General features: G+C 63.1%; 17 protein-coding genes and 1 pseudogene. 7 read left to right on the top strand and 11 right to left on the bottom strand.

Going from position 1 to position 19,502, the window contains the following annotated elements; translation table 11 throughout:
* Window positions 1-280 precede the first annotated feature (280 nt).
* Window positions 281-742 (bottom strand): tyrosine-type recombinase/integrase, encoded by a 462-nt coding sequence (locus tag ACQR1F_RS08910; RefSeq protein ID WP_434912873.1) that lies wholly within the window; start codon window positions 740-742, stop codon window positions 281-283.
* Window positions 743-1,205: 463 nt separating this feature from the next.
* Here ACQR1F_RS08910 and ACQR1F_RS08905 point away from each other — a divergent pair.
* A pseudogene (locus ACQR1F_RS08905) lies at window positions 1,206-1,699 on the top strand (IS5 family transposase); the annotation flags it as partial.
* A 147-nt stretch (window positions 1,700-1,846) separates the two neighbouring features.
* Here the strand turns inward: ACQR1F_RS08905 and ACQR1F_RS08900 are convergent.
* Both ACQR1F_RS08900 and ACQR1F_RS08895 read right to left on the bottom strand, forming a co-directional pair.
* The gene (locus ACQR1F_RS08900; RefSeq protein WP_434912872.1) at window positions 1,847-3,289 is read right to left on the bottom strand and encodes a class I tRNA ligase family protein; all 1,443 of its coding nucleotides are present in this window, start codon (window positions 3,287-3,289) and stop codon (window positions 1,847-1,849) included.
* Window positions 3,286-3,843, bottom strand: a complete 558-nt coding sequence (locus tag ACQR1F_RS08895) for a class I SAM-dependent methyltransferase (protein WP_434912871.1) — start codon at window positions 3,841-3,843, stop codon at window positions 3,286-3,288. The genes ACQR1F_RS08900 and ACQR1F_RS08895 overlap by 4 nt, the downstream gene beginning before the upstream one ends.
* A 98-nt stretch (window positions 3,844-3,941) precedes the next feature.
* Here ACQR1F_RS08895 and ACQR1F_RS08890 point away from each other — a divergent pair, with 98 nt between their 5' ends.
* Genes ACQR1F_RS08890 through ACQR1F_RS08865 form a run of 6 tightly spaced genes read left to right on the top strand, consistent with a single transcriptional unit; the run spans window position 3,942 to window position 10,870 of the window.
* The gene (locus ACQR1F_RS08890; protein ID WP_434912870.1) at window positions 3,942-4,694 is read left to right on the top strand and encodes a class I SAM-dependent methyltransferase; all 753 of its coding nucleotides are present in this window, start codon (window positions 3,942-3,944) and stop codon (window positions 4,692-4,694) included.
* On the top strand, window positions 4,694-5,686 hold the full coding sequence (locus ACQR1F_RS08885) for a S66 peptidase family protein (protein WP_434912869.1): 993 nt from the start codon (window positions 4,694-4,696) through the stop codon (window positions 5,684-5,686). The genes ACQR1F_RS08890 and ACQR1F_RS08885 overlap by 1 nt, the downstream gene beginning before the upstream one ends.
* Complete coding sequence (locus ACQR1F_RS08880) at window positions 5,683-6,576, top strand: amidohydrolase family protein (protein ID WP_434912868.1); 894 nt, start codon at window positions 5,683-5,685, stop codon at window positions 6,574-6,576. The genes ACQR1F_RS08885 and ACQR1F_RS08880 overlap by 4 nt, the downstream gene beginning before the upstream one ends.
* A complete protein-coding gene (metG, locus tag ACQR1F_RS08875) occupies window positions 6,573-8,105 on the top strand; it encodes a methionine--tRNA ligase (protein WP_434912867.1) in 1,533 nt (510 codons plus the stop codon). The genes ACQR1F_RS08880 and metG overlap by 4 nt, the downstream gene beginning before the upstream one ends.
* 17 nt (window positions 8,106-8,122) lie before the next feature.
* Window positions 8,123-10,111, top strand: a complete 1,989-nt coding sequence (locus tag ACQR1F_RS08870; protein WP_434912866.1) for an aminotransferase class III-fold pyridoxal phosphate-dependent enzyme — start codon at window positions 8,123-8,125, stop codon at window positions 10,109-10,111.
* A 48-nt stretch (window positions 10,112-10,159) separates the two neighbouring features.
* Window positions 10,160-10,870 carry a ChbG/HpnK family deacetylase gene (locus ACQR1F_RS08865; protein ID WP_434912865.1) on the top strand — a complete coding sequence of 237 codons (711 nt, stop codon included), beginning with the start codon at window positions 10,160-10,162 and terminating at the stop codon, window positions 10,868-10,870.
* Here the strand turns inward: ACQR1F_RS08865 and ACQR1F_RS08860 are convergent.
* The 8 genes from ACQR1F_RS08860 to ACQR1F_RS08825 form a co-directional block, all read right to left on the bottom strand.
* Complete coding sequence (locus tag ACQR1F_RS08860) at window positions 10,759-11,862, bottom strand: class I SAM-dependent methyltransferase (RefSeq protein WP_434912864.1); 1,104 nt, start codon at window positions 11,860-11,862, stop codon at window positions 10,759-10,761. The genes ACQR1F_RS08865 and ACQR1F_RS08860 overlap by 112 nt on opposite strands.
* A gap of 2 nt (window positions 11,863-11,864) precedes the next feature.
* Window positions 11,865-13,388, bottom strand: a complete 1,524-nt coding sequence (locus ACQR1F_RS08855) for a hypothetical protein (protein WP_434912863.1) — start codon at window positions 13,386-13,388, stop codon at window positions 11,865-11,867.
* A gap of 98 nt (window positions 13,389-13,486) precedes the next feature.
* Window positions 13,487-13,834, bottom strand: coding sequence for a hypothetical protein (locus ACQR1F_RS08850; protein WP_434912862.1), 348 nt, complete (start codon window positions 13,832-13,834; stop codon window positions 13,487-13,489).
* Between the two features lie 245 nt (window positions 13,835-14,079).
* The gene (locus ACQR1F_RS08845; RefSeq protein WP_434912861.1) at window positions 14,080-14,874 is read right to left on the bottom strand and encodes a fructosamine kinase family protein; all 795 of its coding nucleotides are present in this window, start codon (window positions 14,872-14,874) and stop codon (window positions 14,080-14,082) included.
* Window positions 14,875-14,933: 59 nt separating this feature from the next.
* The gene (locus ACQR1F_RS08840) at window positions 14,934-16,331 is read right to left on the bottom strand and encodes a B12-binding domain-containing radical SAM protein (RefSeq protein ID WP_434912860.1); all 1,398 of its coding nucleotides are present in this window, start codon (window positions 16,329-16,331) and stop codon (window positions 14,934-14,936) included.
* Window positions 16,332-16,344: 13 nt separating this feature from the next.
* The gene (locus ACQR1F_RS08835; RefSeq protein ID WP_434912859.1) at window positions 16,345-17,280 is read right to left on the bottom strand and encodes a radical SAM protein; all 936 of its coding nucleotides are present in this window, start codon (window positions 17,278-17,280) and stop codon (window positions 16,345-16,347) included.
* Window positions 17,281-17,423: 143 nt separating this feature from the next.
* Window positions 17,424-18,302 carry a class I SAM-dependent methyltransferase gene (locus ACQR1F_RS08830; RefSeq protein ID WP_434912858.1) on the bottom strand — a complete coding sequence of 293 codons (879 nt, stop codon included), beginning with the start codon at window positions 18,300-18,302 and terminating at the stop codon, window positions 17,424-17,426.
* A complete protein-coding gene (locus ACQR1F_RS08825) occupies window positions 18,299-19,468 on the bottom strand; it encodes an asparagine synthetase A (RefSeq protein WP_434912857.1) in 1,170 nt (389 codons plus the stop codon). The genes ACQR1F_RS08830 and ACQR1F_RS08825 overlap by 4 nt, the downstream gene beginning before the upstream one ends.
* Window positions 19,469-19,502: the final 34 nt, after the last annotated feature.

Here is a 19,502-nt window from a genome sequence, read left to right as displayed (position 1 = left end):
TGCATCCGCCCACCTCGTAACATTGGTGCGGTCTATTGTGACGTGATCCTCTCTCAAGGCTGAAACAGGGGTTCGATCCCCCCAGGGAGCGCCATTTTCCTAGCTAACCTATTGATCTCTAAGGCTTCGTTCGCGGAGTTTGCCACTTCGCCAAGTGGCGGTTTGCCACTTTGGTTTTCGGACTGCCGCTGGATCGCCTGTCTCTCAGCCGCTCTTAGTCCGCAGCGCGCGTATAACGCTCGACTTCTGCCAGCGTCTTGTGCCCGGTAATCGCGGCGATCTAGCTTGCGGAGCACCCGGCCTCGGCCAGCCGCTGCGCGGCTGCTTTTCGGAGCCCGTGAGCTTTGCAGCGTCGGGGAAGCCCTGCTTCCCGGATCGCAGCCGAAATCATCTGGCCGAAGCCCTTCACCGAAAACCGCTCGCCATAAGCCGTCGCCAGGATTGTCGAATGGCTGCGGTTCGCAGTGGAAAGCACGCGATCCAGCGCGCCTGGTGGATCGGAATGGTGAGCGGCAGTCTTCTGCTGTGCAACCAGGATTGCACCTCTCGAAATGTCTGCCCAAGTCATCCGATAGACGTCAGACCCACGTTGGCTCGTGTAGAGGAGCAGCGCGAAGGTCAGGCGCTCCCGTGTGCCTTCCGCCCAGTGGCGCTTGAAGAGCGTTATTTCGGTCTCGTTCCAGGTATGGATTTTCTTCGACTTGTAGCCCCGCACCCCGGCAGTTGGATAGCGATCGGTCAATCCCCCGGTCGCTTAGGAGCGTCGCATAGGCGTTCATGAATTCGCTGCAGCCAGGGAACCCGGGAAGAGGCGTCCGCTTCCTATTCCGGCGGAAGTAGTAGGGCATGCGGCCAGGCGGGCCAGCGAAAAGGCGGGACTTGTTCCTCAAGAGGGTGCGTGTATCGTGCGTCCGAGCCTCCGGTCGACAGTATCCGGAAGTTGGGTTGACGGTGACGCTATCGAGGCGACTGCGATCGGCTGAAGCTTTCGGGCAAGGTCAGTCTTCTGCGAATCCGTGGCCGGAGCTGTCCAAACCGACAAAAAGCTCGGCTGCATTGTGCAGCCGAGCGCATTCGCATTCAGAGGCCAGAGACGAAGAACATGGTCAGTTTAACAGAATCAGCAAGAGGTGACCTTAGTTTCTGTGCCTAATTAATGTTTTCTGATTCTGTTGGACCGAAATAATTCGGCCCAAGGGAATTCGATGCGCAAAGAACTGTTTTGGCTGAACGATAGACAGTGGGCTCGTGTCGAGCCGCATCTTCCAACGAACCAGACGGACCCGGCGCGCGACGACGATTGGCGCATCATCAGCGGTATTATTCATATGCTTCAGCGCGGCGCGCGTTGGCGCGATTGCCCGCCAGACTATGGCCCCTACACGACGATCTACAATCGGTTTCAACCGCTGGGCAAAGCGCGGCATTGGCAGGCGATCTTTGAGGCGCTCGCCCGCTGCGGCAAGGACGGAGTGATCTTGTCAATCGACTCCACCTCGATCAAAGCCCATCGCTCGGCAAGCGGTGGAAAAGGGGGAGCATGAACAGGCGATCGGCCGTTCGCGCGGCGGACAGACCACGAAAATCCACGCGCTGAGCGATCCTGACTGCGGGGCCTTGCGCATTTCATCTCACTCCGGGCCAGGACGCAGATATTGCGGCGGGGCCTGCCCTGTTGAAACTCGCACCACCTTTCGCCAGAGAGGGTCTCATGCGGCACAACTTGGACGCGCCACGCGCCGCGAGAAGACGGTCACTTGCCTGCAGCATAGTAACAACGAGTTTGAGTGTCGGAGGAGCGCATGCACGCAGCGCAGTCGATCACGTGCGTGAACGAGGCTGTGGCCTATGGTCCCACTCTTTGCGCGGTATCGATCCGCCCGCCGGCGCCAGCCAGGAACGTCCGGTCGTCAGGCGCGAACTGGCCATCGCCAATCCCCGGCGTCACAAGGTTCAAGAGTGCCAAGCAGAGGCGGCGCATGCCGAAGGCTCGCCCGCGCTGCGATGCCTGGTCGGACCACAGAATGCCGCGGTCGACGCAGAGGCTGCCGGTGTACCTGACGAAGCGGAGGGTTTCTTCGGCGATGCGGCGGACTGCACCGGCGTCGGCCAGAGCGGAGATCCGCATCATCGTCCGGTCGACTGCCTCCTGCCAGGACGGATCGGGCTCCAGTGGACCACGCGGCTCGATCTCACACAGCGCCAGGCGCTTCAGGAGGTTCTCGATCTTGTTGGTCCAGATCTTGCGACGAAACTCCCGAAACTCGGCCTCCGCAAGCCGGAAATCGCTGCCGTCGTCGGGGACTTTCAGCAGCGTGTACAGGCGCAGCGCCGGATCGGTCCGATATGCGTCCGCCCAGCGGCAGTCGGAATCGGCGAAGCCGCGCATGCAGGCCTGCGACCGATTGTCGATGCCGAGGGCCGCGCGCGCGATCACCGGCCACAGGATGCCGTGATGATAGAGGATGTTCTTGCCAAAGAAGTGCCTGAACTCGGCCTGCGCAGCCGGAAAGCCCCGGTCCTCCAGTCCCTGCGCGAGGGTCGCATAGCCGACCAGCGACTCGAACCAGATATAGAGACTCTTGCCGGCGATCGGCCGATGCAGATCCATGCCGACCCGATTGTCGCGCGTGATGCACCAGGGCTCGAGCGGCGCGGCCAGGATGTTGTCGATCCAGCGGCGTGCGCCGCTGTGGAGCGCGACGTCGCCGACGATCGTCGCGCGCAACCGCTCAAGATCGACGAAGAGATGCGTCGCCTGCTCGGTTGTCAAGGCATCGGAGCCGCACCACGGGCAGACCGCGGGCCCGTTCGGCTGTCGCGTGAGGCGCTCGGGCGGGGCGGCGTCGCACTGGGTGCACCGCAACTGATTGGTCGGCCTCGGGCTAATGTTCGCATCGATCTCCAGCCGCCGGAGCGCCGCGTGGGTCAAGCGTGTGTGCGCTTCGTCATCGGTGCGCAAATAGAGATCGTAGTGGACCCGGAAACTGTCGAATGCGCGGCGGTAGGCGCGGTCGAATTCCTCGCACAAGCTGTCCGCGCCCGCTCGCGTCTTGCCGTCGCGACTGACTTGAATGCTGTGCACGTCGGTGCCACCGACGAGAGCGGAGCGATAGCCGAGGAAGCGATAGACGCGATTGAGCGTATCAGCCGGCAGGTAGGTCGAGGCAAAATGCGGGAGGCCGAGCTCCGCAGGGACAAAGGGGAAGGCAGCGGTCACGATGCGCGCCGGCGCGGCCTGATTGGCGGCGACGAGTGCGTCGATGGCGCCGGAGACACTGACCGTCATAATGGGACAAGAGCGGCGATGCGCCAGCGTTCGCCGCCACGTTCGTCGGCCAGTGTGAGATCCGCCGCCATGCGCCACGTCAACCGGCCGATTGCCTCCCAGATCGCGGCGACCCGGTCACGATACTCGGGGTGACGCGTGCCAGGGACGGTGATCGACACCAGCGCGCAGTTGGCTTTCAGCGCCTGCGATAATCGGACGAGTTCCCGCTCGGGGCGCTCGAGATAATAAAGGACTTCGCTGAACACGATCACCGCTCCAGGTATCGGTGGCGGCTCGTAGCTTTCGATGCCGGCTTCAATCCATTCGGAGACGATGTCCGATGGACCGGCGCCGCGAAACGCAGCGGCGGTGATATCGACACCGACATAGCGGTGAAACACTCTGGGATCGAGCCAGTGCCGAAGCTCACCGCGGGCGCAGCCCACGTCAATCACGGTGCCTTCGCCGTACATCCTGGCTAGAGCCGCGACTAGGGCCAGCCGGCCCTGTTCGGGCGGCTCCGAGAGAAACGACCATCGTCCGGCCTCGTGTTCTGCCGCCCAATTCCGCATGCGCGCCCATTCGTCTCAAAAATCAAGCTATGCTCGACTTCGTTTGTCTGCTATTAAAGATTGTAATCGTCTCAGCAGTCAATGACTAAGGGAAACGTGTGATTGAGCAGCCCGCGGTCGATTTTTACGACGATCTTTGCGACTTTTATGAAGAGCTGCACCCGGGGCGCGAGAAGGAATTCGAGTTTTACGGAGCGCTCGTCACACACCCCGGGATACGTGTGCTGGATGTCGCCTGCGGGACCGGCGAGATCTCCGTGCGGCTCGCACAGCGCGGTGCGCGGGTGACGGGGCTGGATGCGTCGGCCGCCATGCTGGCGCGGGCGCGCCAGCGGTCCGGATCGGTTCAGTGGCTGCTGGGAGACATGCGCACCATCCAGCAGCCAGAGTGCTACGATCTGGCGGTCTGCGGGCTCAATTCCTTGCAGCACCTCGAAACCGATGTGGATCTGGTGCAGGCTCTCACCCGTATCCGCGATCATCTGGCGCCCGGCGGGTGGTTCGCGTTCGACGTTTTCAATCCGTCAGACGTGTTTCTATCGGGGCCGCGGCACAACGTGCTGATGCGCCGCTTCTTCAGCGCATGCGCCGGCTGCGAGGTCGCCCTGTATGAAGACACGGCTTACGACGATGAGAGGCAGCTGCTTCACGTCACCTGGCGGATCGTGGATGCCGCGAGCGGCCGTCCGTTGGCCGGCAGCCGGTCCACGATGCGGCAGATCTTTCCGGCTGCGCTCGACGCGCTGCTTGCGGCGTCCGGTTTCGTCGCCTCGGCCAGGTATGGCGACTTCGACCAAACGCCATTCGCGCCGGACCATGCCAAGCAGATCGTCCTCGCAAGGAAGCTCTGATGCGCCCTGTTCGTGCGTTCGTACCGGCGCAGGATGCGATTGGCGTCTTCTGTCCGTCGCATTCGATCAGCGAATTCCCGCGCCGGCTGGACCGCGGGATAGCCCATTTGCGGGAGACGTTCGGCAGCGTCGTGAAGATGGCGCCTCATGCGCTGGGCCGCCTCGGTCGGCTCTCCGGCGATACCGCACAACGGACGTCAGATCTGGAAGCATTGCTGCGCGATCCCGAGGTCGGACTGATCATGTGCGGCACCGGCGGATATGCCTCGCTGGACGTCGCGCTGGCGCTCGACCTCGACCTGTTCTGCGCCCATCCCAAACCCATCGTCGGCTTCAGCGACGCCACCGCGCTGCTGCTCGACCTCCACCGGCGCAGCGGACGGGTGACGTTTCACGGCCCGGCATTGCTGCCGAGTTTCGGCGAGGCTGCCATATTGCCGTGGCAGGGCGCCGATCTGCTGCGGATGGTGACGCCGGCAGAAGGGTACCGCACGGTGACGAACCCGCCGCTTCTGTCGGAGACGTTTCAGTTCTGGGACCGGGACGACGACACAGCACCGGCCCGCCAGGCTCCGCCGGGGCCGCGCGGTTTCGGTACGCAGGTCGGACGGGGACCCCTGATCGGCGGCAATCTCGACACCTTGGTGATGATGATTGCGGCCGGACGAATGCCTGATACGTCCGGCGCGATCGTGTTCTGGGAGGCCGCTTTCGGACAGCTTGAAAAGGTCCGCCGCGATCTGACGGCGCTCGATCTCGCCGGCATCTTCGCAAACGCCGCCGGGATGGTGGTCGGACTGCCCTTCTGTGTCGATGACGGCGCGACAATCCTCGGTCTGGCTACAGAACTTGCGGCGCGCCGGAGACTGCCAATGCTTTTCGGGCTGTCGATTGGACATACCTCGCCGATCCTCACCTTGCCGCTCGGTGCGATGGCCACGCTCGATCCAAACGCGGCAACGTTGACGATCATGGAGGACACCGTCGTATGAGCATCTTCGACAGCCACCTCCTCCTCGGTCGTGATGACTGGCTTGCGGCCAACAAGCCCGAGCTTGCACACCGCCTCGGGCTAGACGAGATCAGGACGATGTTTGCAGAGGTGGCGCCGGATGGCCGCTGGCGCGCCGCGGCTTGCCCGTTCCCTTCCGCGCCTGAACAAAATTATCGAGAGGAGAACGCAGCGGTTCTCCAATGTGCGGCCATCGAGCCGCGTCTGCTTCCGGTCGCCGCGATCAATCCGAACGATGTCGAGAGCCGCGCATTTCTCGAGCGCGACGGCGGCAAGTTTGCAGGTATCATCATATGGCCGATCCTGTGCAAGGTCGACCTTCGACGGCTGGCGCGCGACGATGCCTTCTGGACGATCGTCAAACGCCTGGATCTGCCGGTGAGCATTCACGTCGGGACTGGCGAGGAGCCGAGTTATCGTGATGCGATCCACGCCAATGCCTACGGCCCACTGGACGCGATCGAAGTCGCCGAGGCCAACCCAGCGATCAGGTTCAATCTGCTGCACGCCCTGAGATTGTCTCGCAGTGCACTGCAGCGCGCTGCGTGCATTTCCAATGTATGGACCGATCTCTCCGGATATTCCTCCTATGGGAGCTGGACGGAAGGCGGGCGGGAGATCTTCCCCGCCAAGGACCCGGTGGTCGGGCCGGGCGCCTATGGCGCGCTGCCGAAGATTCTTGCCGACGAATTCGGGCTAGGGGATCGCATCCTGTTCGGGTCCTCCGAACCGTTCTGCAGGTGGTGGGGACTTACATTGAAAGCAGAGTACGCTATATATTGTGACACTGCTGCCGATGAACGCCAAGATGATCGATTTAGCGCCAACGCAAATCGATTTTACGCGAACTGGATTCAAGAGAGAGCATGAGAAGCTACGTTACCACGCCGATCTACTACGTGAATGCCGCGCCGCATATTGGTCATGCGCACACGTCGATCATGGCTGACATCCTCAAGCGCAATCGTCAGGCCGCCGGCTTCGAGACGAAGATGACGACCGGCTGCGACGAGCACGGACAGAAGAACCAAGCCGCGGCCATCGCGAGCGGGCTTTCCGCGAGCGACTATCTCGACATGCGCAGCAGCGAGTTCCGGCGCCTGTTCGACACGCTGAACGTCGGGTACGATTTCTTCGTCCGGACCAGCCGTCCGTTCCACATGGAGCAGGTCGCGCTGATCGAGCAGCGCCTGATGGATGCCGGGCTGATCGTCAAGAAGCAGTACACGGGTATCTATTGCGCTGGCTGCGAGCAGTTCAAGAAGCCGTCGGATCTGGACGAGCACGGCCGCTGTCCCGATCATCCGACTCTGATTCCTGAAGAGCTGGACGAACTGAACTACTTTTTTAAGATCGAGCCGTTCCGCCAGCGGCTGATCGACCATGTGAACGATAACCCTGAGTTCATTTCGCCACCCTCGTTCCGTTCGCAATTGCTCAACATGCTGAGCGACCCGCTCGAGGATCTGTGCATCTCGAGGCCGGTGCGCCGCGTCTCACTCGGCGTGCGCCTGCCGTTCGACGACGAGTACGTGACCTATGTTTGGTTCGATGCGCTGATCAACTATCTGACGAACCTCGGATGGCCGAAGCCCGGCTATGAGCTGTGGTGGGATACGGCCGAACACCTGATCGGCAAGGACATCCTCAAGACACATGGCGTCTATTGGCCAATCATGCTGATGGCGCTGGGTGAGAAGCCGCCCAAACAGCTGTCCGTGCACGGCCACTGGCTGGGCACCGGCGGATTGAAAATGTCGAAGACGCTCGGGAATGTTGTCGATCCGTTCGAGGTGGTGTCGTTGCTGGGATCGGACGCGTTGCGTTACTATCTGGCGCGCAACATGCGCTCGGATTCCGACAGCATGATCTCCATCGAGCTGATCCGGCAGACCTACAACAGCGAACTTGGCAACAGGATCGGCAATCTGTTTTCGCGCGCCGGCAAGTTTGCCAAGGCTCGTTTCGAGGATCGGATTCCGGCGCGGGGAGACCTCACCGCGGATGACGAACGCGTCCGCCTGGCCGCGCTCGACGCAGCGCGCGGCTTTGCGAAACCGTTCGAGATGTATGAGCTTCCCCGGGTGACCCAGGCCGTGGTGACGGCCTGCGATATGCTCAACAATTACTTCGCTGAGCAGGCGCCATGGGATCTCATCAAGAAGCCGGAAACGGCACCGCGTTGCGCGACGGTCATCTATGTGACCCTCGATGCGCTGCGGCTGGTGTTGGAAGGCGTGCGTCAGATCATTCCGACCGCTGCGGACAAGGCGCTCGCAACGCTCGGCTGCCCGTTTGAGGCAAGCGTAGGCACCCCCTGGGTACCGCAACTTGACCGTCTGCCGGCAGGCCGGGAGATGGTCGAAATCGAAAGCCTGTTTCCGCGCGTAGACGCATGAGGTAGAGGGATGGGCCCATGGATCTAGATATCCTGACGACCTCTGTCGGACGGAGCCTGATCCAGCAAACCTATCGGTCGCTGCTTGACAATCTCGAGTTCGACGGCCGATTGCATGTGGGCGTTGTGATCGACCCTGCTTACGGCGTCGACGAAGCCGAGATCAGCGAAACCCAAGCGTGGCTCGAAGGTCTGGCCAGGGTCGACGCCCGTATCGGCAGCGTTGAAGTCCGCCGATTCCAGCGCAATGTCGGCTTGCAGCGTGCCGTGGTGACGCTGCTCAGCATGGCGCGTGCGCGCTATTGCCTGTATCTGGAAGACGACTGGCGATGTCTCGGGCCAGTCCGGCCGCGATCGGTTGTGGGTGCGCTCAAGGCGCTCGATGCGGGCATGATCGCCCTCACCAGTCCGACCGCGGCGGCGCATGGCACCTTCGAACGGACGGCCGAAGCGATCCCGGTCGAGGCTGGCGGTCTGGCCTTGTTCCGCCTGCAAAGTCCGAGCTGGGCGCACGACTACATGCCGCTGCATCCGCACATTCACGATGCGCGGCGCTGGCCTGCGACCTATCTGCAGGCGCTGATGGAGGAGGACACGCCGTCGCGATGTCCGGACGAGCGGGTCCGCGAATGGGTCCGGCGCAACGGCATGCACCACCGCTGTCCGGTCTACTGGACCAACGACATTCTTTTCGAGGACATTGGCCGCGACTGGCTGGCGGCGCGCACCCTGGCGAAGGATATTGCACCCGCCCGCACGCACCGGGCTCTGCCGAAAAAGCCGGGACCCTCGGCCAGTCATGCGCGATCGCTCAGCTACCATGATCGGGCGCTGAAGGTCATCCCTGGCGAGACGCAGACGTTCATGAAGCGGCGGTTGAATTTTCCCGCCAGCGGCTTTCCGGTCTTTATCGACGACGGCGACGGTCCCTTCGTCTGGGACGTGGATGGTAATGGCTACATCGATATGATCGCAGGGCTCGGCGCGCTGTCGCTGGGCCACAATCATCCGGCGGTGACGACCGCGATCGAAGCACAGGCGCTCAAAGGCCTCATTCACTCACTGCCCACCGTGGCAGAGCTCGAGGCTGCCGAGCAACTCTCGCAGGTGTTTCCCGCGACACCGCTGGTCCGGTTCTTCAAGAATGGGGGCGACGCGACCGCGGCCGCGATCCGGCTGGCGCGGGCGCAGACCGGGCGCGACGTGTTTCTCAGCGGCGGATATCACGGCTGCAACGACATGTTCATGACCGGCTCGCCCGGCGTGCCCGCGGCACTTGCCGGTCTGCATCATCCCATCGACCCATTCGCGCGATCCGGTCCCGACTCCATCGAGGATGCATTCGACGCGCACCGCGGCCGGATCGCGGCCCTGATTCTCGCTCTGCCCTATCACCGCATCATCGACCGCGAGCGCCTGCATGAGATTCAGGCGTTGGTTCGGGCTGAAGGCGCCCTGCTGATTATGGACGAGATCGTCACTTGCTTCCGCTTTCCAGGCGGCAGCGCCTCCGCTCATTTCGGGCTCGATCCGGATGCCATGTGCTGGGGCAAGAGCTTAGGCGCGGGCGTGCCGATCGCCGCCCTCACGATGAAGAGCGAGCACGGGCCCGCAATGGCCACGCTGCACATCTCGGCGACGCATGGCGGCGACGCACTCTCGTTGGCGGTATGCCGTTCCGCGCTGGCCTATTATCGCAGCACCAACTATCCAAACCGCATGGTCGAAGCCGGCAAGGCGCTGGCCGACACCGTCAATGAGATTGCTCAGCACGCCAGGCTTGGCAGCGTCGTGCATGGACATCCGGCGATGCCCTATTTCAGATTGGCTGACGATAGATCTCACCATGTCAGTCGCATGCGCAGGCTTCAGACGTTTGCCGCGAGCCACGGCGTGCTGCTTCGTGAGGACGTCAACTTCGTCACCGACGGCTTTTCGCCCGACATCGTCGACGTGGCAGCGCGGCGGATCGGCGCGGCCCTCCTCGACTGCGTTGGGGAGTTCTAGACCGTGAGGGCCGAAGGGTCCGTGCGGATCCGGGCTGACGATCTCGGCATGCACCCTGCCATTGACGCGGCGATCTTCGCGGCCTGTGCGATGGGGACGGTGCAGGAAGTCGCCTGGATGGCCGTGGGCCCGTCGGCCGCCGACGCCGCGCGGATGGTGCGCAGCCTGGACGTCGCAGTCAGCGTGCATCTCACTTACGCGAGCGAATGGGACCGCGCGAAATGGTCATCGATCACCGGCCGGCTCGACGGCGCGGATGGGGCGTTGCCGTCGTCCCCGGCCGATCTCCGAGCTGTACCGCCGGACTTGTTGATCGCCGAAGGCGTGGCCCAGATCGCGCGCGGCCGGTCACTGGGACTGGCACTGGACAGCTTCAATTTTCATATCGACGCGCCGGCGCCGGGACTGGCGGCCGACATCGCCCTTGCCGCGGGCCTGCCCTGCCGGGATATCGGCATGGGCCTGCGTCCTCAACCGTCCTGGTTCAACAGTTTCCTGGATCTGTCGTCGCGGCCCGACGAGACCAAGCTGCAAGCCTTGCTCGCCTTTATCGCCAAGCGGGGCGACGGTCGGCACTGTGTTGTCGCTCATCCGGGCCAGGACCGCGCCCGCCTGGAACAATTGTGCTCGCCGGCTATGGGGTCGCGTTACAGCTGGGCGGTAGATTTTCGCTTATCCGATGCGGACGTACTGACTGACCCAGACAATGCGGCCGCGGTCCGCGATGCGCTGGCGCGATCAGGCTCGCGGCGCGCATAGATGCCGTAGCCGGGCGCCATGGACCACAGGGCCGCCGGATAGATCCCGCCCGTCCAGGCGGCGAGGCGGTAGAGCGGATGCTGGCGATAGGCGGCAACGAGTTCGCGCGCGCCGGTCAATATCTGCTCGGGTCGGTTATACGATGGCCACGGCACCGCCGCCGCGATTTCCCCAAAACCGGCGTTACGCAGAAGCCGCCGATAGCCGCCATATGAGTACGTGTAGTTCAGGTACTTGCGATGCCTGTCCACCCTTGGCACCGTCGGTGGCGGGCGCACGAGCATGCGGGCGAGCAGGTCCGCGACCTTGCGAGGCACCACGGAGTGAAACGGAATGCCTGTGTGCGGGTCGGGGTGCGCGGCCAATGCAAACAGCGAGAAGCGGTTCTCGATGCCGAGATAGAGAATCCCGCCCGGGCGCAGCGCCAAGTGAATGCGCCTCAGCGCGTCGAGTTGCGTCTGTCGCGGCGGCCGCTCGGGGAATTCGTAAGGTATCCATTCCAAACTGCCATTCATTACAACCAGATCGAATTGGGATTTGCCAAGATCGATCTCGCCGATCCCTGCGCGTACATACCTGATGTTCGCGAGGCGCTCCTCCTCATGCCACAGCTGGGACAACCGGAGGCGCTCATAGGACGCTTCGATCGCCACGACTTCGGCATAGCGCTGCGCCATGATGCGGACGATCGGGCCATAGCCCGAGCCAATCTCCAGCGCACGGCTGTCGGGAGCCGCAGAATCCGGCACTCGCTCCAGGAACCGCGCGCGTGACCGGCTAAACAAATAGTCCTCGGAGATCAGGTCATCGCTGCCGAGATGCCTGCGCAACGCCTCGCGCAGGCCGTGCGCCGGAATGTCGGACAGCAATCGTGTCAGCCGCGATGCGGGGATCTCCTCATAGCGCAAAGCCGGGCTGGCGCTGACGAAGATGCCGGTCTGGTCCACGTCGAGCGGTTGATGGTCAATGCCCAGCGCTCGCCAGGGCGTCATGGTCAGATGACGCTGCTGAGTTGCGTAATGCCGGATCGGAAGAACAGCCTGACCTCCAGGGTGACCTCGCCGTTTTCGACCAGCTCCGCTATGCCGGCATCTTCTTCGAGGATCGCCGCGGCGATGGCATTGCGCGTTGTCTCCCGCCAGACCGGACCGGCCAGCGAGAAGCATTCGACGTCGACCTCAAGGCGCGGGATCGTGTCGGGCACGATGCGAAGCCGATACTGCGGTCGCGGAATCCTCGGCACATAGTCGAAGCGGTCGAGCGCGTTGCGGACCGGAACCGGCGCAATGCTGACCTTGCGGCCGGAGCGGAATTCGAACGTCAGAACATCCCGAGTGCGCCCGAGCATGTCGAGCGCGAGCCGGCGGTCGCCGCAGGTGCACGGACCGCTGCCATGCCAGCGTCCCCAATCACCGATATTGTAGCGCATCAGAACCGCCGCCTGATGAAACGGATACAGGCCGGTGAGGTGAATGCGACCATTGCTGCCCACGTCGACCTGCTGTCCGTGATCGTCGAGAACCTCTGGAAAGATGTTCGACGAAAAATGGTAGCGCCCCGGATGCGCGCCGCATTCGACCGCCGAACCAATCAGTTCCGAACAACTGTATGTCGTGTACAACGGCACCTTCCAGGTCCGCTCCAGCCAGCGCCGGGTCGTCGGCCCGATCCAGGATCCGGTCACCAAGAGCTGCTTGACGTTGGATTGAGAAGGATCGAGCCCGCGCTGCACCATGTATTTCGTCAGGAGGATCAAGCCGAATGCCGGCGTAGCGTGAATGGTCTCGACCGGGCAAGGCCCTTTCGCGGTGGGAAACTCGACGAAGACCTGGCTGATGATGTAGTCCCAGGTGTCCCAGACATTCTCGCGAATGGCATTGGTATCGTACGTGGCCAATACCGAGTTGGCGCCGTCCATCGGCGCGCCGATGAGGCGGCCGGACGGCATCAGCCGCAGCGTCAGCCCAAACGGGTCGTCGTTCGCGTCGGAGGCTGATGCCATCTCGGGCCGATGGGCCGTGGAGAAGGTTGTCAGCGCGTCGAGCTCGGAGCGGTTGTGAGGCACCAGCAGCGGGCGCCCCGTTGTCGTGGCCGAGGTGGCGGTGAAGAAATCCACCGCTGCGCCGGCGGCGCAGACTGCGATGACATTGTCTTCGATTTCGGCGCGCTCCAGCGTCGGGAATTCACGATAGGCTTCCAGACTTGAGATGTAGGCGGGGAACCGCGAATCCGCATAGCGCCCTGTCGTGCGCCGGGCACGGATCAACGTCAGATTTAGCTGGTCGAGCAGCGTGCGGTCAGTCTGGTTGGGCGATATGGGCGGGGAAGGCGCCTCGGCGCCCCGAAGCGCAGACGCGACCGCGTCCAATCGCCCCCGCGTCGCGGCAGCGACGCTCCGAACGATTGGCGCGAACTGGGCATTTGCGCGGGAGGCCTCGCGCAGCGTCCAGAGGAATAGAAGATTTGTTTGCGCCGCCTCGCCGCCGCGCTCCACTGCCTGGATCAAGCCGGCCAGCATGGCTTGGATCTCAGCTGCGGGAGCGGGCGGCTCACCGCGCGGGTCTGTGAGCCAATCGGCAAATCTCTGCCGGGATTGCGCGGAGAGCATCACGCGGGCTACTTCGGATTGGTGCTGCCTTCCATCACGGTGACGAGCGTCTTGCTGAGCACGCCGATGTCCGGAGCGTCTTTCGACCCGAGGGAAATCGCGTCGACCAGCGCGGACACGGAGCCGGCCTCTGCCACCGGTAGCAACGCATTTTGCAGGCGCTTCATTGCATCGGCCGCTTCGAATGCGGTCATCAGCGCTTCCGCCACTTCGGGCGTCTGCAGACGCCTCATCGTGTTCGGCATCTGCTCGGCCTGGGAGACCATCAAATTCGTCAGCGTCGATTCCGTCCATTGATCGAGGGACTGCGAAGCCAACCAGTTCGCAAGCGATAAGATCTCATTCGAGTCAGTCATTATCATCTCCCTAATTCGACGGTCAGCTGTAAACTGGCGAACCTTAGCGGCGCATCAGAACGATTTCAACAAATACAATCATAAGATGTGTCAACTTTCGCGTGACCCGATGACGTAGTCGCTGGCGCCCGACGACATGTTTCGGATTCGGATGTTCAGAGCGCCAAGACGCAAAGCGCCGGGAATCAAAGCACTAAGACTCAGAGCACCAAGCCTCAGATCGCCAAGCCTCAGATCTCCAAGTCTCAGATCGCCAAGACATGGGATATCTGCGCGCGCACCGCCGGTGCGAAACGCTCGCCGAACAGGGCAAGGTGGGCAAGATGAAACGCCAGCCGGTAGGCCGGCAATTTGATACGCCAGAACTCCGGTCCGAGCGATCGCGCGCGGCGATAGGCCTTGATCGCGGCCTGCCGCATGTCGAGATAGGTTGCCATGAAGGCAACATCGTAGTCTGGATCTCCATAGAACGCGGCCGGATCGAGGAACAGCGGGAATCCCTCGACGGATTGGATGTTGTTGGCCCATAAGTCGCCGTGCAGCAACGCCGGACGGTCGGGCTCAGGCATGATATCCGCCAGCCGCTGCGCTGCTGCCTGAACACCGTCATCGAGATCGTCGGCCAGCCAAGCGCTGTCGCGCGCATGTGCTGCGAAACGGCGCAGGCGCCTTTCGATGAAGAAGCTGGACCATCGTTGGCTCCAGTCGTTATCGAGCTTCAGGGCGCCGAAGAACGTCGAATTTGGATAGCCGTACAGTCCGGACGTATCGTCTTCGTGCATTGCAGCGACGGCGCTGCCCGCCCGCGTGATGCAATGGCAGTCCGCGGGAACGGCCGGGAAGCCCTCCAACACCAACAGGCCACTCTCGACATACACGGGCCGGGCAACCGGAAGGCCGGACGCGGCCAGCCGGGTCAACATCTCCGCTTCGCTCTCGGGGTCATAGAACGCATCGCCGGTCTTGCAGACATAAACTGGGGCGTTGCGGCTGCGGACAGCAAACACGCCGCCCCAATAGCGTCGCTTCAGCACCGACACGGATGCCTGTTCGAGGTTCCGCGACCGAATCCAGCCATCGACTTGGCGTCGCCCCCGCGTCAAGCCGCGGTCAGTTCGCTGTTCAGCGATTGAATCCATTGCGGTGCCTTGTCCTGATAGTAAGCCAGCAACTCCGCATTGGCGCGTCTCAGCAGATCCATCGGGTCGGCGTTGCGGATCGCCGTCATGTTCGCGGGCATCTGATCGAGCAGGCGCTTCTGGAAGCGAAACCGATTGTAGAAGTCCTCTTCGTCGGCCAGCAGATCATGGGAAAGGCAGTGCTTGAACAGGTCCGTTCCGGGAAACGGAATGCATCCGTAGATCAATCGTGGTTCGAAGTTGGCGTAGGCGATTTCCTTCAGAAAGCGCACCGTCGCATCGAGATGCCGGCTTGTCTCGCCCGGCTGGCCGAACATGAAGCCGATGCGTGCAAAGAGTCCCACATCGCGGGTCTGCGCGATGCCGTCGCGCATCTGGTCGACGGTGATCTTCTTCTTCATCTGTTCGAGGATGTCGTCGTCGGTCGCTTCTCCGCCGTAGAACAGTGTCACACAGCCGGCCTCCTTGAGCGCCACGAGGAGCGCCCTGTCGACGATGTTGAATCGGGCGGTCGCGGTGAATTTGATCCGTAAGTTACGCGTGTGAACGCCGTTGCAAAACGCCAGCACGCGCTTGCGATCCAGCATGAAAAGATCGTCCTCGATGTAGAAGGCGTTGACGCCGTAGCGGTCGATCAACCATTCCATCTCGTCGAACACGTCGTCGAGCTGGCGTCGGGCATAGGCCATCGGCTGAAAGCAGAAATTGCACGAGTAGGGACAGCCGCGTGCGGTCAGGATCGGTGCCGCGACGTCATCGGCGGTGAACGGGTAATACATCGTGCCGCGCGTATAGGCGGCACCGTCGAACAGCTCCCATGCCGGCCAACTGTCGCGGCCCGGATCGAGAAATCGCGGCTGAGCACGGATGTGGGTCCGCAGAAAGCCGCTGCCGTCGCGAAGGCACAGGCCGTGGATGTCGCGGGCGTCGCCGTCACCGACCAGCGCCTGTGCTAGTTCGATCACGGTATCGTCGGACGGACCGATGCACACATAATCGGCGCCAGTCTTCATCATGACGTGCTCGGGCTCCGAGGTCGGCAGGGCACCGCCGAGTACGATCGGCCGGCCGGGGCAGACCTCGCGAATCAGCCCGCAGATTTCGATGAAGTCAGGATACGAGCCGTACATGCCGCCGATCGCGAACAGATCGGCATCGGTGGCGCGAAGTTTTTCGCGGAAAATCGCCGTCGGATCATTGGTGAGGTCACGGCAAAGCGTCGTGACCTCGAAGCCGGCATTGAGGAACATCCGCGCGATATAGCCAAGCCCAAGACTGAACTCGGTGACGCCAGTGCATTCCCGCGGACGGATCAGGGCGACATGGGGCCTGCTGCGGCGTCCGGCCGGCGACTGCATGCTCCGCGCCATGTCAGACGGCCCTGACGGGCGAGACAAAATTCTTGAGGGTCGCATGTTTTGCCCCCGCGTCGATCTGGCGCCAGGCGTTGTGATAGTCGGTGACCAGCGCGCTGCCGAGATCGAGATTGAGATTGCGGCGCGAGTTGGTCGAATAGTCTTTCAGTTCGATCTGGCAGTCCTCGGTCAAATACACCGCGACGCTGTCGTCTGCGCTGTCGCCCCAGAAGCACACGGCCAGGTCATCGCGCAGGTTCTTCCTGACGTCGGCGACGCGGCCGCGAGCTGCCGCGAGGTCGCGCAGGCCGAGCTTGTGCTGCAGCCGCGCGCCGCGTCCGCTCGGCAGTACGGCAAAGAGAAACCATTGTGTCGCCGCGGAGCGCTCGACCGCGGCCGCGACCTCTTCGAGATGATCGATGTTGCGGGAATTGAGCACCGTCACTACGCGGACGTTGCCGCCCGCGTCCGCGGCGTTCTCGATCGCGCGCAGGGCCAGATGCGGCCCGCCGGCAGCGCCGCGCAACGCTGCATACTCATCCGGACGAACGCTGTCGAGGCTGATCTGGAATTGCATCACAGAGGGCGCCAGACGTTTGGCCATGCCTGCATCGAGAAGAAAGCCGTTGGTCGCCAGAGTGGGCGCCAGGCCGCGGCCGCTCGCATGGTCAAGGATGTCCGCAATATCGTGCCGGACCAAGGGCTCGCCTCCGCCCGCGATCAGCCGCAGTGCGCCCCATTCCGACAATCGGTCCAATGCACGCTTGATGGTTGCGATGTCGGCCCCCAAGGGCGCGCGGCTGTGGCTGTCCGTGCAGCAGAAGATACACGCCGACTGGCAGCGCCGCGTCACCATCCACGACACGCTGATCGGAGCACGAAGCGAGAAGCCTTCGGGGCGAGGGAAGTCGCCGAACCAGAAATTGCCGCGATAGCAGAACGGGTCGCGCACGCCGGTGCGAAGCGCGATCTGATCGGGGTCGTGGCGCACTCGCTCGAACCACGGCCTGTCGAACGCCCAGACCCGGTCTCGCTCGCGATCCAGCGCAAGCCCGCCCCAATCCTCGGCGCGGAAACTGAAGCGCGTCCGCGACGTCATGGCGGCGCCCTTCTGACCGGGTGGGCCGTGAACAGCTCGGAATCCTCGATGAAACGGGTTTTGCGCAGGAACAGCACGGTGAAGCCGAGCGTCGCCATGTTTTCGCGAAACAGCGTCATATAGTCTGAATAGATGCGGTCGAGTGCGCGCTTCGAGCCGGCGGGAAGCGAGTGGAGATGGGCGCGGCCGAGGACGTCGCGGCAGACCTGATCGACATTCTGCTGCGCGACGTCGTCGAACTCGAAATCCAGCAGATCGTAGGTCTCGAAGCCGAGCGTCAGAAAGAACTCGAGCGCGTCGTGCCGGTACAGCACGGGGATATCGACCTGAATGGCGGCACGCACGCGTTCGACGAGATCGTCTGGCGGTTGGCGCACGTAATACATTGGCGCGGCGACCAGCACGCCGCCGTCCCGAAGCAGCCTGCGATATTCAGCGACGATCGCCGACTTGTCCGCGACGAGCGCCGTAACGTTGCCGCAGATCACGGCGTCGAACGAGGCGTCGGGCAAGGGCACCTCGGTGGCGTCGGCCACCATGAACGCGACGTCCGCGCCGACCGTGGCGGCGCGATACTGCGCTTCGGCGATCGAGCGCGGGTTGATGTCGATGGCCGTCGGACGACATCCGACGAGTCGGCTGAGCTCGATCGACGTTGACCCCGTGGCGCAGCCGATCTCCAGCACGCGGGATTGGCGGTTGAGCATCAGCCGCGAAGCGATCAGATGAACGGACCGCCGCCCGCCCGGGAAACGGTTGGTTTCTCGCACGAGGCCGATCAGGTCATTGTAGCTCATGGCGCCGATGTCGGCTTCCGTCAGCGACGAAAGGTCGAACACCGCAGGCGCGTGAATCGATCCCGGCGCGGTAGTCATGGCGATCCCTCGCCGAATTCATTGCGCAACAGGAAGGACCAGTCGCGGATGTCACGTGTCCCGGTGGCCCACATGAGGAAGCGTTCGACGCCGAGGCCGAAGCCCGCGGTGCGCCAGGGCTGGGCACGTTTCATGTCGATGTACCAGCGATAGTCGTCCGCACAGACTTGCCCGCGGGCGAGATTTGCTATGACATCCGCGTCGGTCAACGCGCGCTCGCCGGCGCCGACGGTCTCGCCGACCCCGGTCAGCAGGTCCGCGGTGAGCGAGATCTCAGGGTCGTCGGGCGATATCGCCTGATAAAACGGCACCGTGCGCGCAGGCATATGGGTGATCCAGATCGGTGCCCGGTGGCGATCGAGCAGGGCCCGCTCACCGAGGGAGGTGATCCGCAGATCGCCGGTCTCGCAGCGCTCGAACGCCCCGTCGCAATCGGCCAGCACGCGCACGGCCTCGGCAAAGCGGATGCGCCGGAAAGGTCCAGTTCCAGCCGCGACGGAGTCGAGGCTTTTGATATTGCTTCCAAACAGGTTCAGCGTCTTGCGGGCCTCGCTCAGGAGCGCCCGTGTCAGAAAACGAAAATAGCGCTCCACGAACGCCATGACGTCATCGAGCCCGCCGCGCATCTCGGCCTCGGCATGAACAAACTGATTGAGATGGCGCGCGTCCGATCCTTCGCCGCGGAACGACGGCAGCAAGTAGTAGGTCGGACGCCCTGTCACCCTCAGCGCCAGCTCCAGCGCAAATTGCATGGAGTCGGCAAGATAGATCGTGCGGCCGCCGATCTGTGCCTGCACTGGGACGGAGTCGGAGGCCAGACCCATGGGGCTCGAGATGCTTCCCGTCGTCAGCGGCGCGAACGCAATCGATGCGGCCTCGAGCCGAAAGAAATCATGGGTGGCGAAGTTCAGCACCGAGAAAAGCTCGAATATCGCGGGGTACCAGGGTGTCGTGACCAGCGTCTCCAGATGGGCGTCGGGCTGTCGCCATGATTGCGGTGATTTCAGCCGCGGACCGGCTTCGCCGCGTGCCGGTGCCCGCGCTCGGTCCAACGTGTCCACGTCATCGTCCTGAAGGTCACGTTCGGAAAGTCGGTGCTCCGTGACCTCGACGCCGTAAGATGACTGACCCCGTGCGATTACGTTCCTACCCATCGGCTCGGTCATGGCGTCTCGAAACCTCTTTATGAACGACATGCGG

The organism is Bradyrhizobium sp. HKCCYLS3013 (assembly GCF_051167615.1).
Taxonomy (GTDB): Bacteria; Pseudomonadota; Alphaproteobacteria; order Rhizobiales; family Xanthobacteraceae; genus Bradyrhizobium.
The sequence above is the reverse complement of the archived record's forward strand: the minus strand, read 5'-3'. Positions and strand labels throughout refer to the sequence as shown.

Coding starts and splice junctions, on each gene's coding strand:
- ACQR1F_RS08900 (WP_434912872.1), bottom strand. CDS start 3,289: ATGACGGTCAGTGTCTCCGGCGCCATCGACGCACTCGTCGCCGCCAAT.
- ACQR1F_RS08840 (WP_434912860.1), bottom strand. CDS start 16,331: ATGCAGTCGCCGGCCGGACGCCGCAGCAGGCCCCATGTCGCCCTGATC.
- ACQR1F_RS08870 (WP_434912866.1), top strand. CDS start 8,123: ATGGATCTAGATATCCTGACGACCTCTGTCGGACGGAGCCTGATCCAG.
- ACQR1F_RS08865 (WP_434912865.1), top strand. CDS start 10,160: ATGCACCCTGCCATTGACGCGGCGATCTTCGCGGCCTGTGCGATGGGG.
- ACQR1F_RS08880 (WP_434912868.1), top strand. CDS start 5,683: ATGAGCATCTTCGACAGCCACCTCCTCCTCGGTCGTGATGACTGGCTT.
- metG (WP_434912867.1), top strand. CDS start 6,573: ATGAGAAGCTACGTTACCACGCCGATCTACTACGTGAATGCCGCGCCG.
- ACQR1F_RS08895 (WP_434912871.1), bottom strand. CDS start 3,843: ATGCGGAATTGGGCGGCAGAACACGAGGCCGGACGATGGTCGTTTCTC.
- ACQR1F_RS08830 (WP_434912858.1), bottom strand. CDS start 18,302: ATGACTACCGCGCCGGGATCGATTCACGCGCCTGCGGTGTTCGACCTT.
- ACQR1F_RS08850 (WP_434912862.1), bottom strand. CDS start 13,834: ATGACTGACTCGAATGAGATCTTATCGCTTGCGAACTGGTTGGCTTCG.
- ACQR1F_RS08860 (WP_434912864.1), bottom strand. CDS start 11,862: ATGACGCCCTGGCGAGCGCTGGGCATTGACCATCAACCGCTCGACGTG.
- ACQR1F_RS08855 (WP_434912863.1), bottom strand. CDS start 13,388: ATGCTGGCCGGCTTGATCCAGGCAGTGGAGCGCGGCGGCGAGGCGGCG.
- ACQR1F_RS08885 (WP_434912869.1), top strand. CDS start 4,694: ATGCGCCCTGTTCGTGCGTTCGTACCGGCGCAGGATGCGATTGGCGTC.
- ACQR1F_RS08825 (WP_434912857.1), bottom strand. CDS start 19,468: ATGACCGAGCCGATGGGTAGGAACGTAATCGCACGGGGTCAGTCATCT.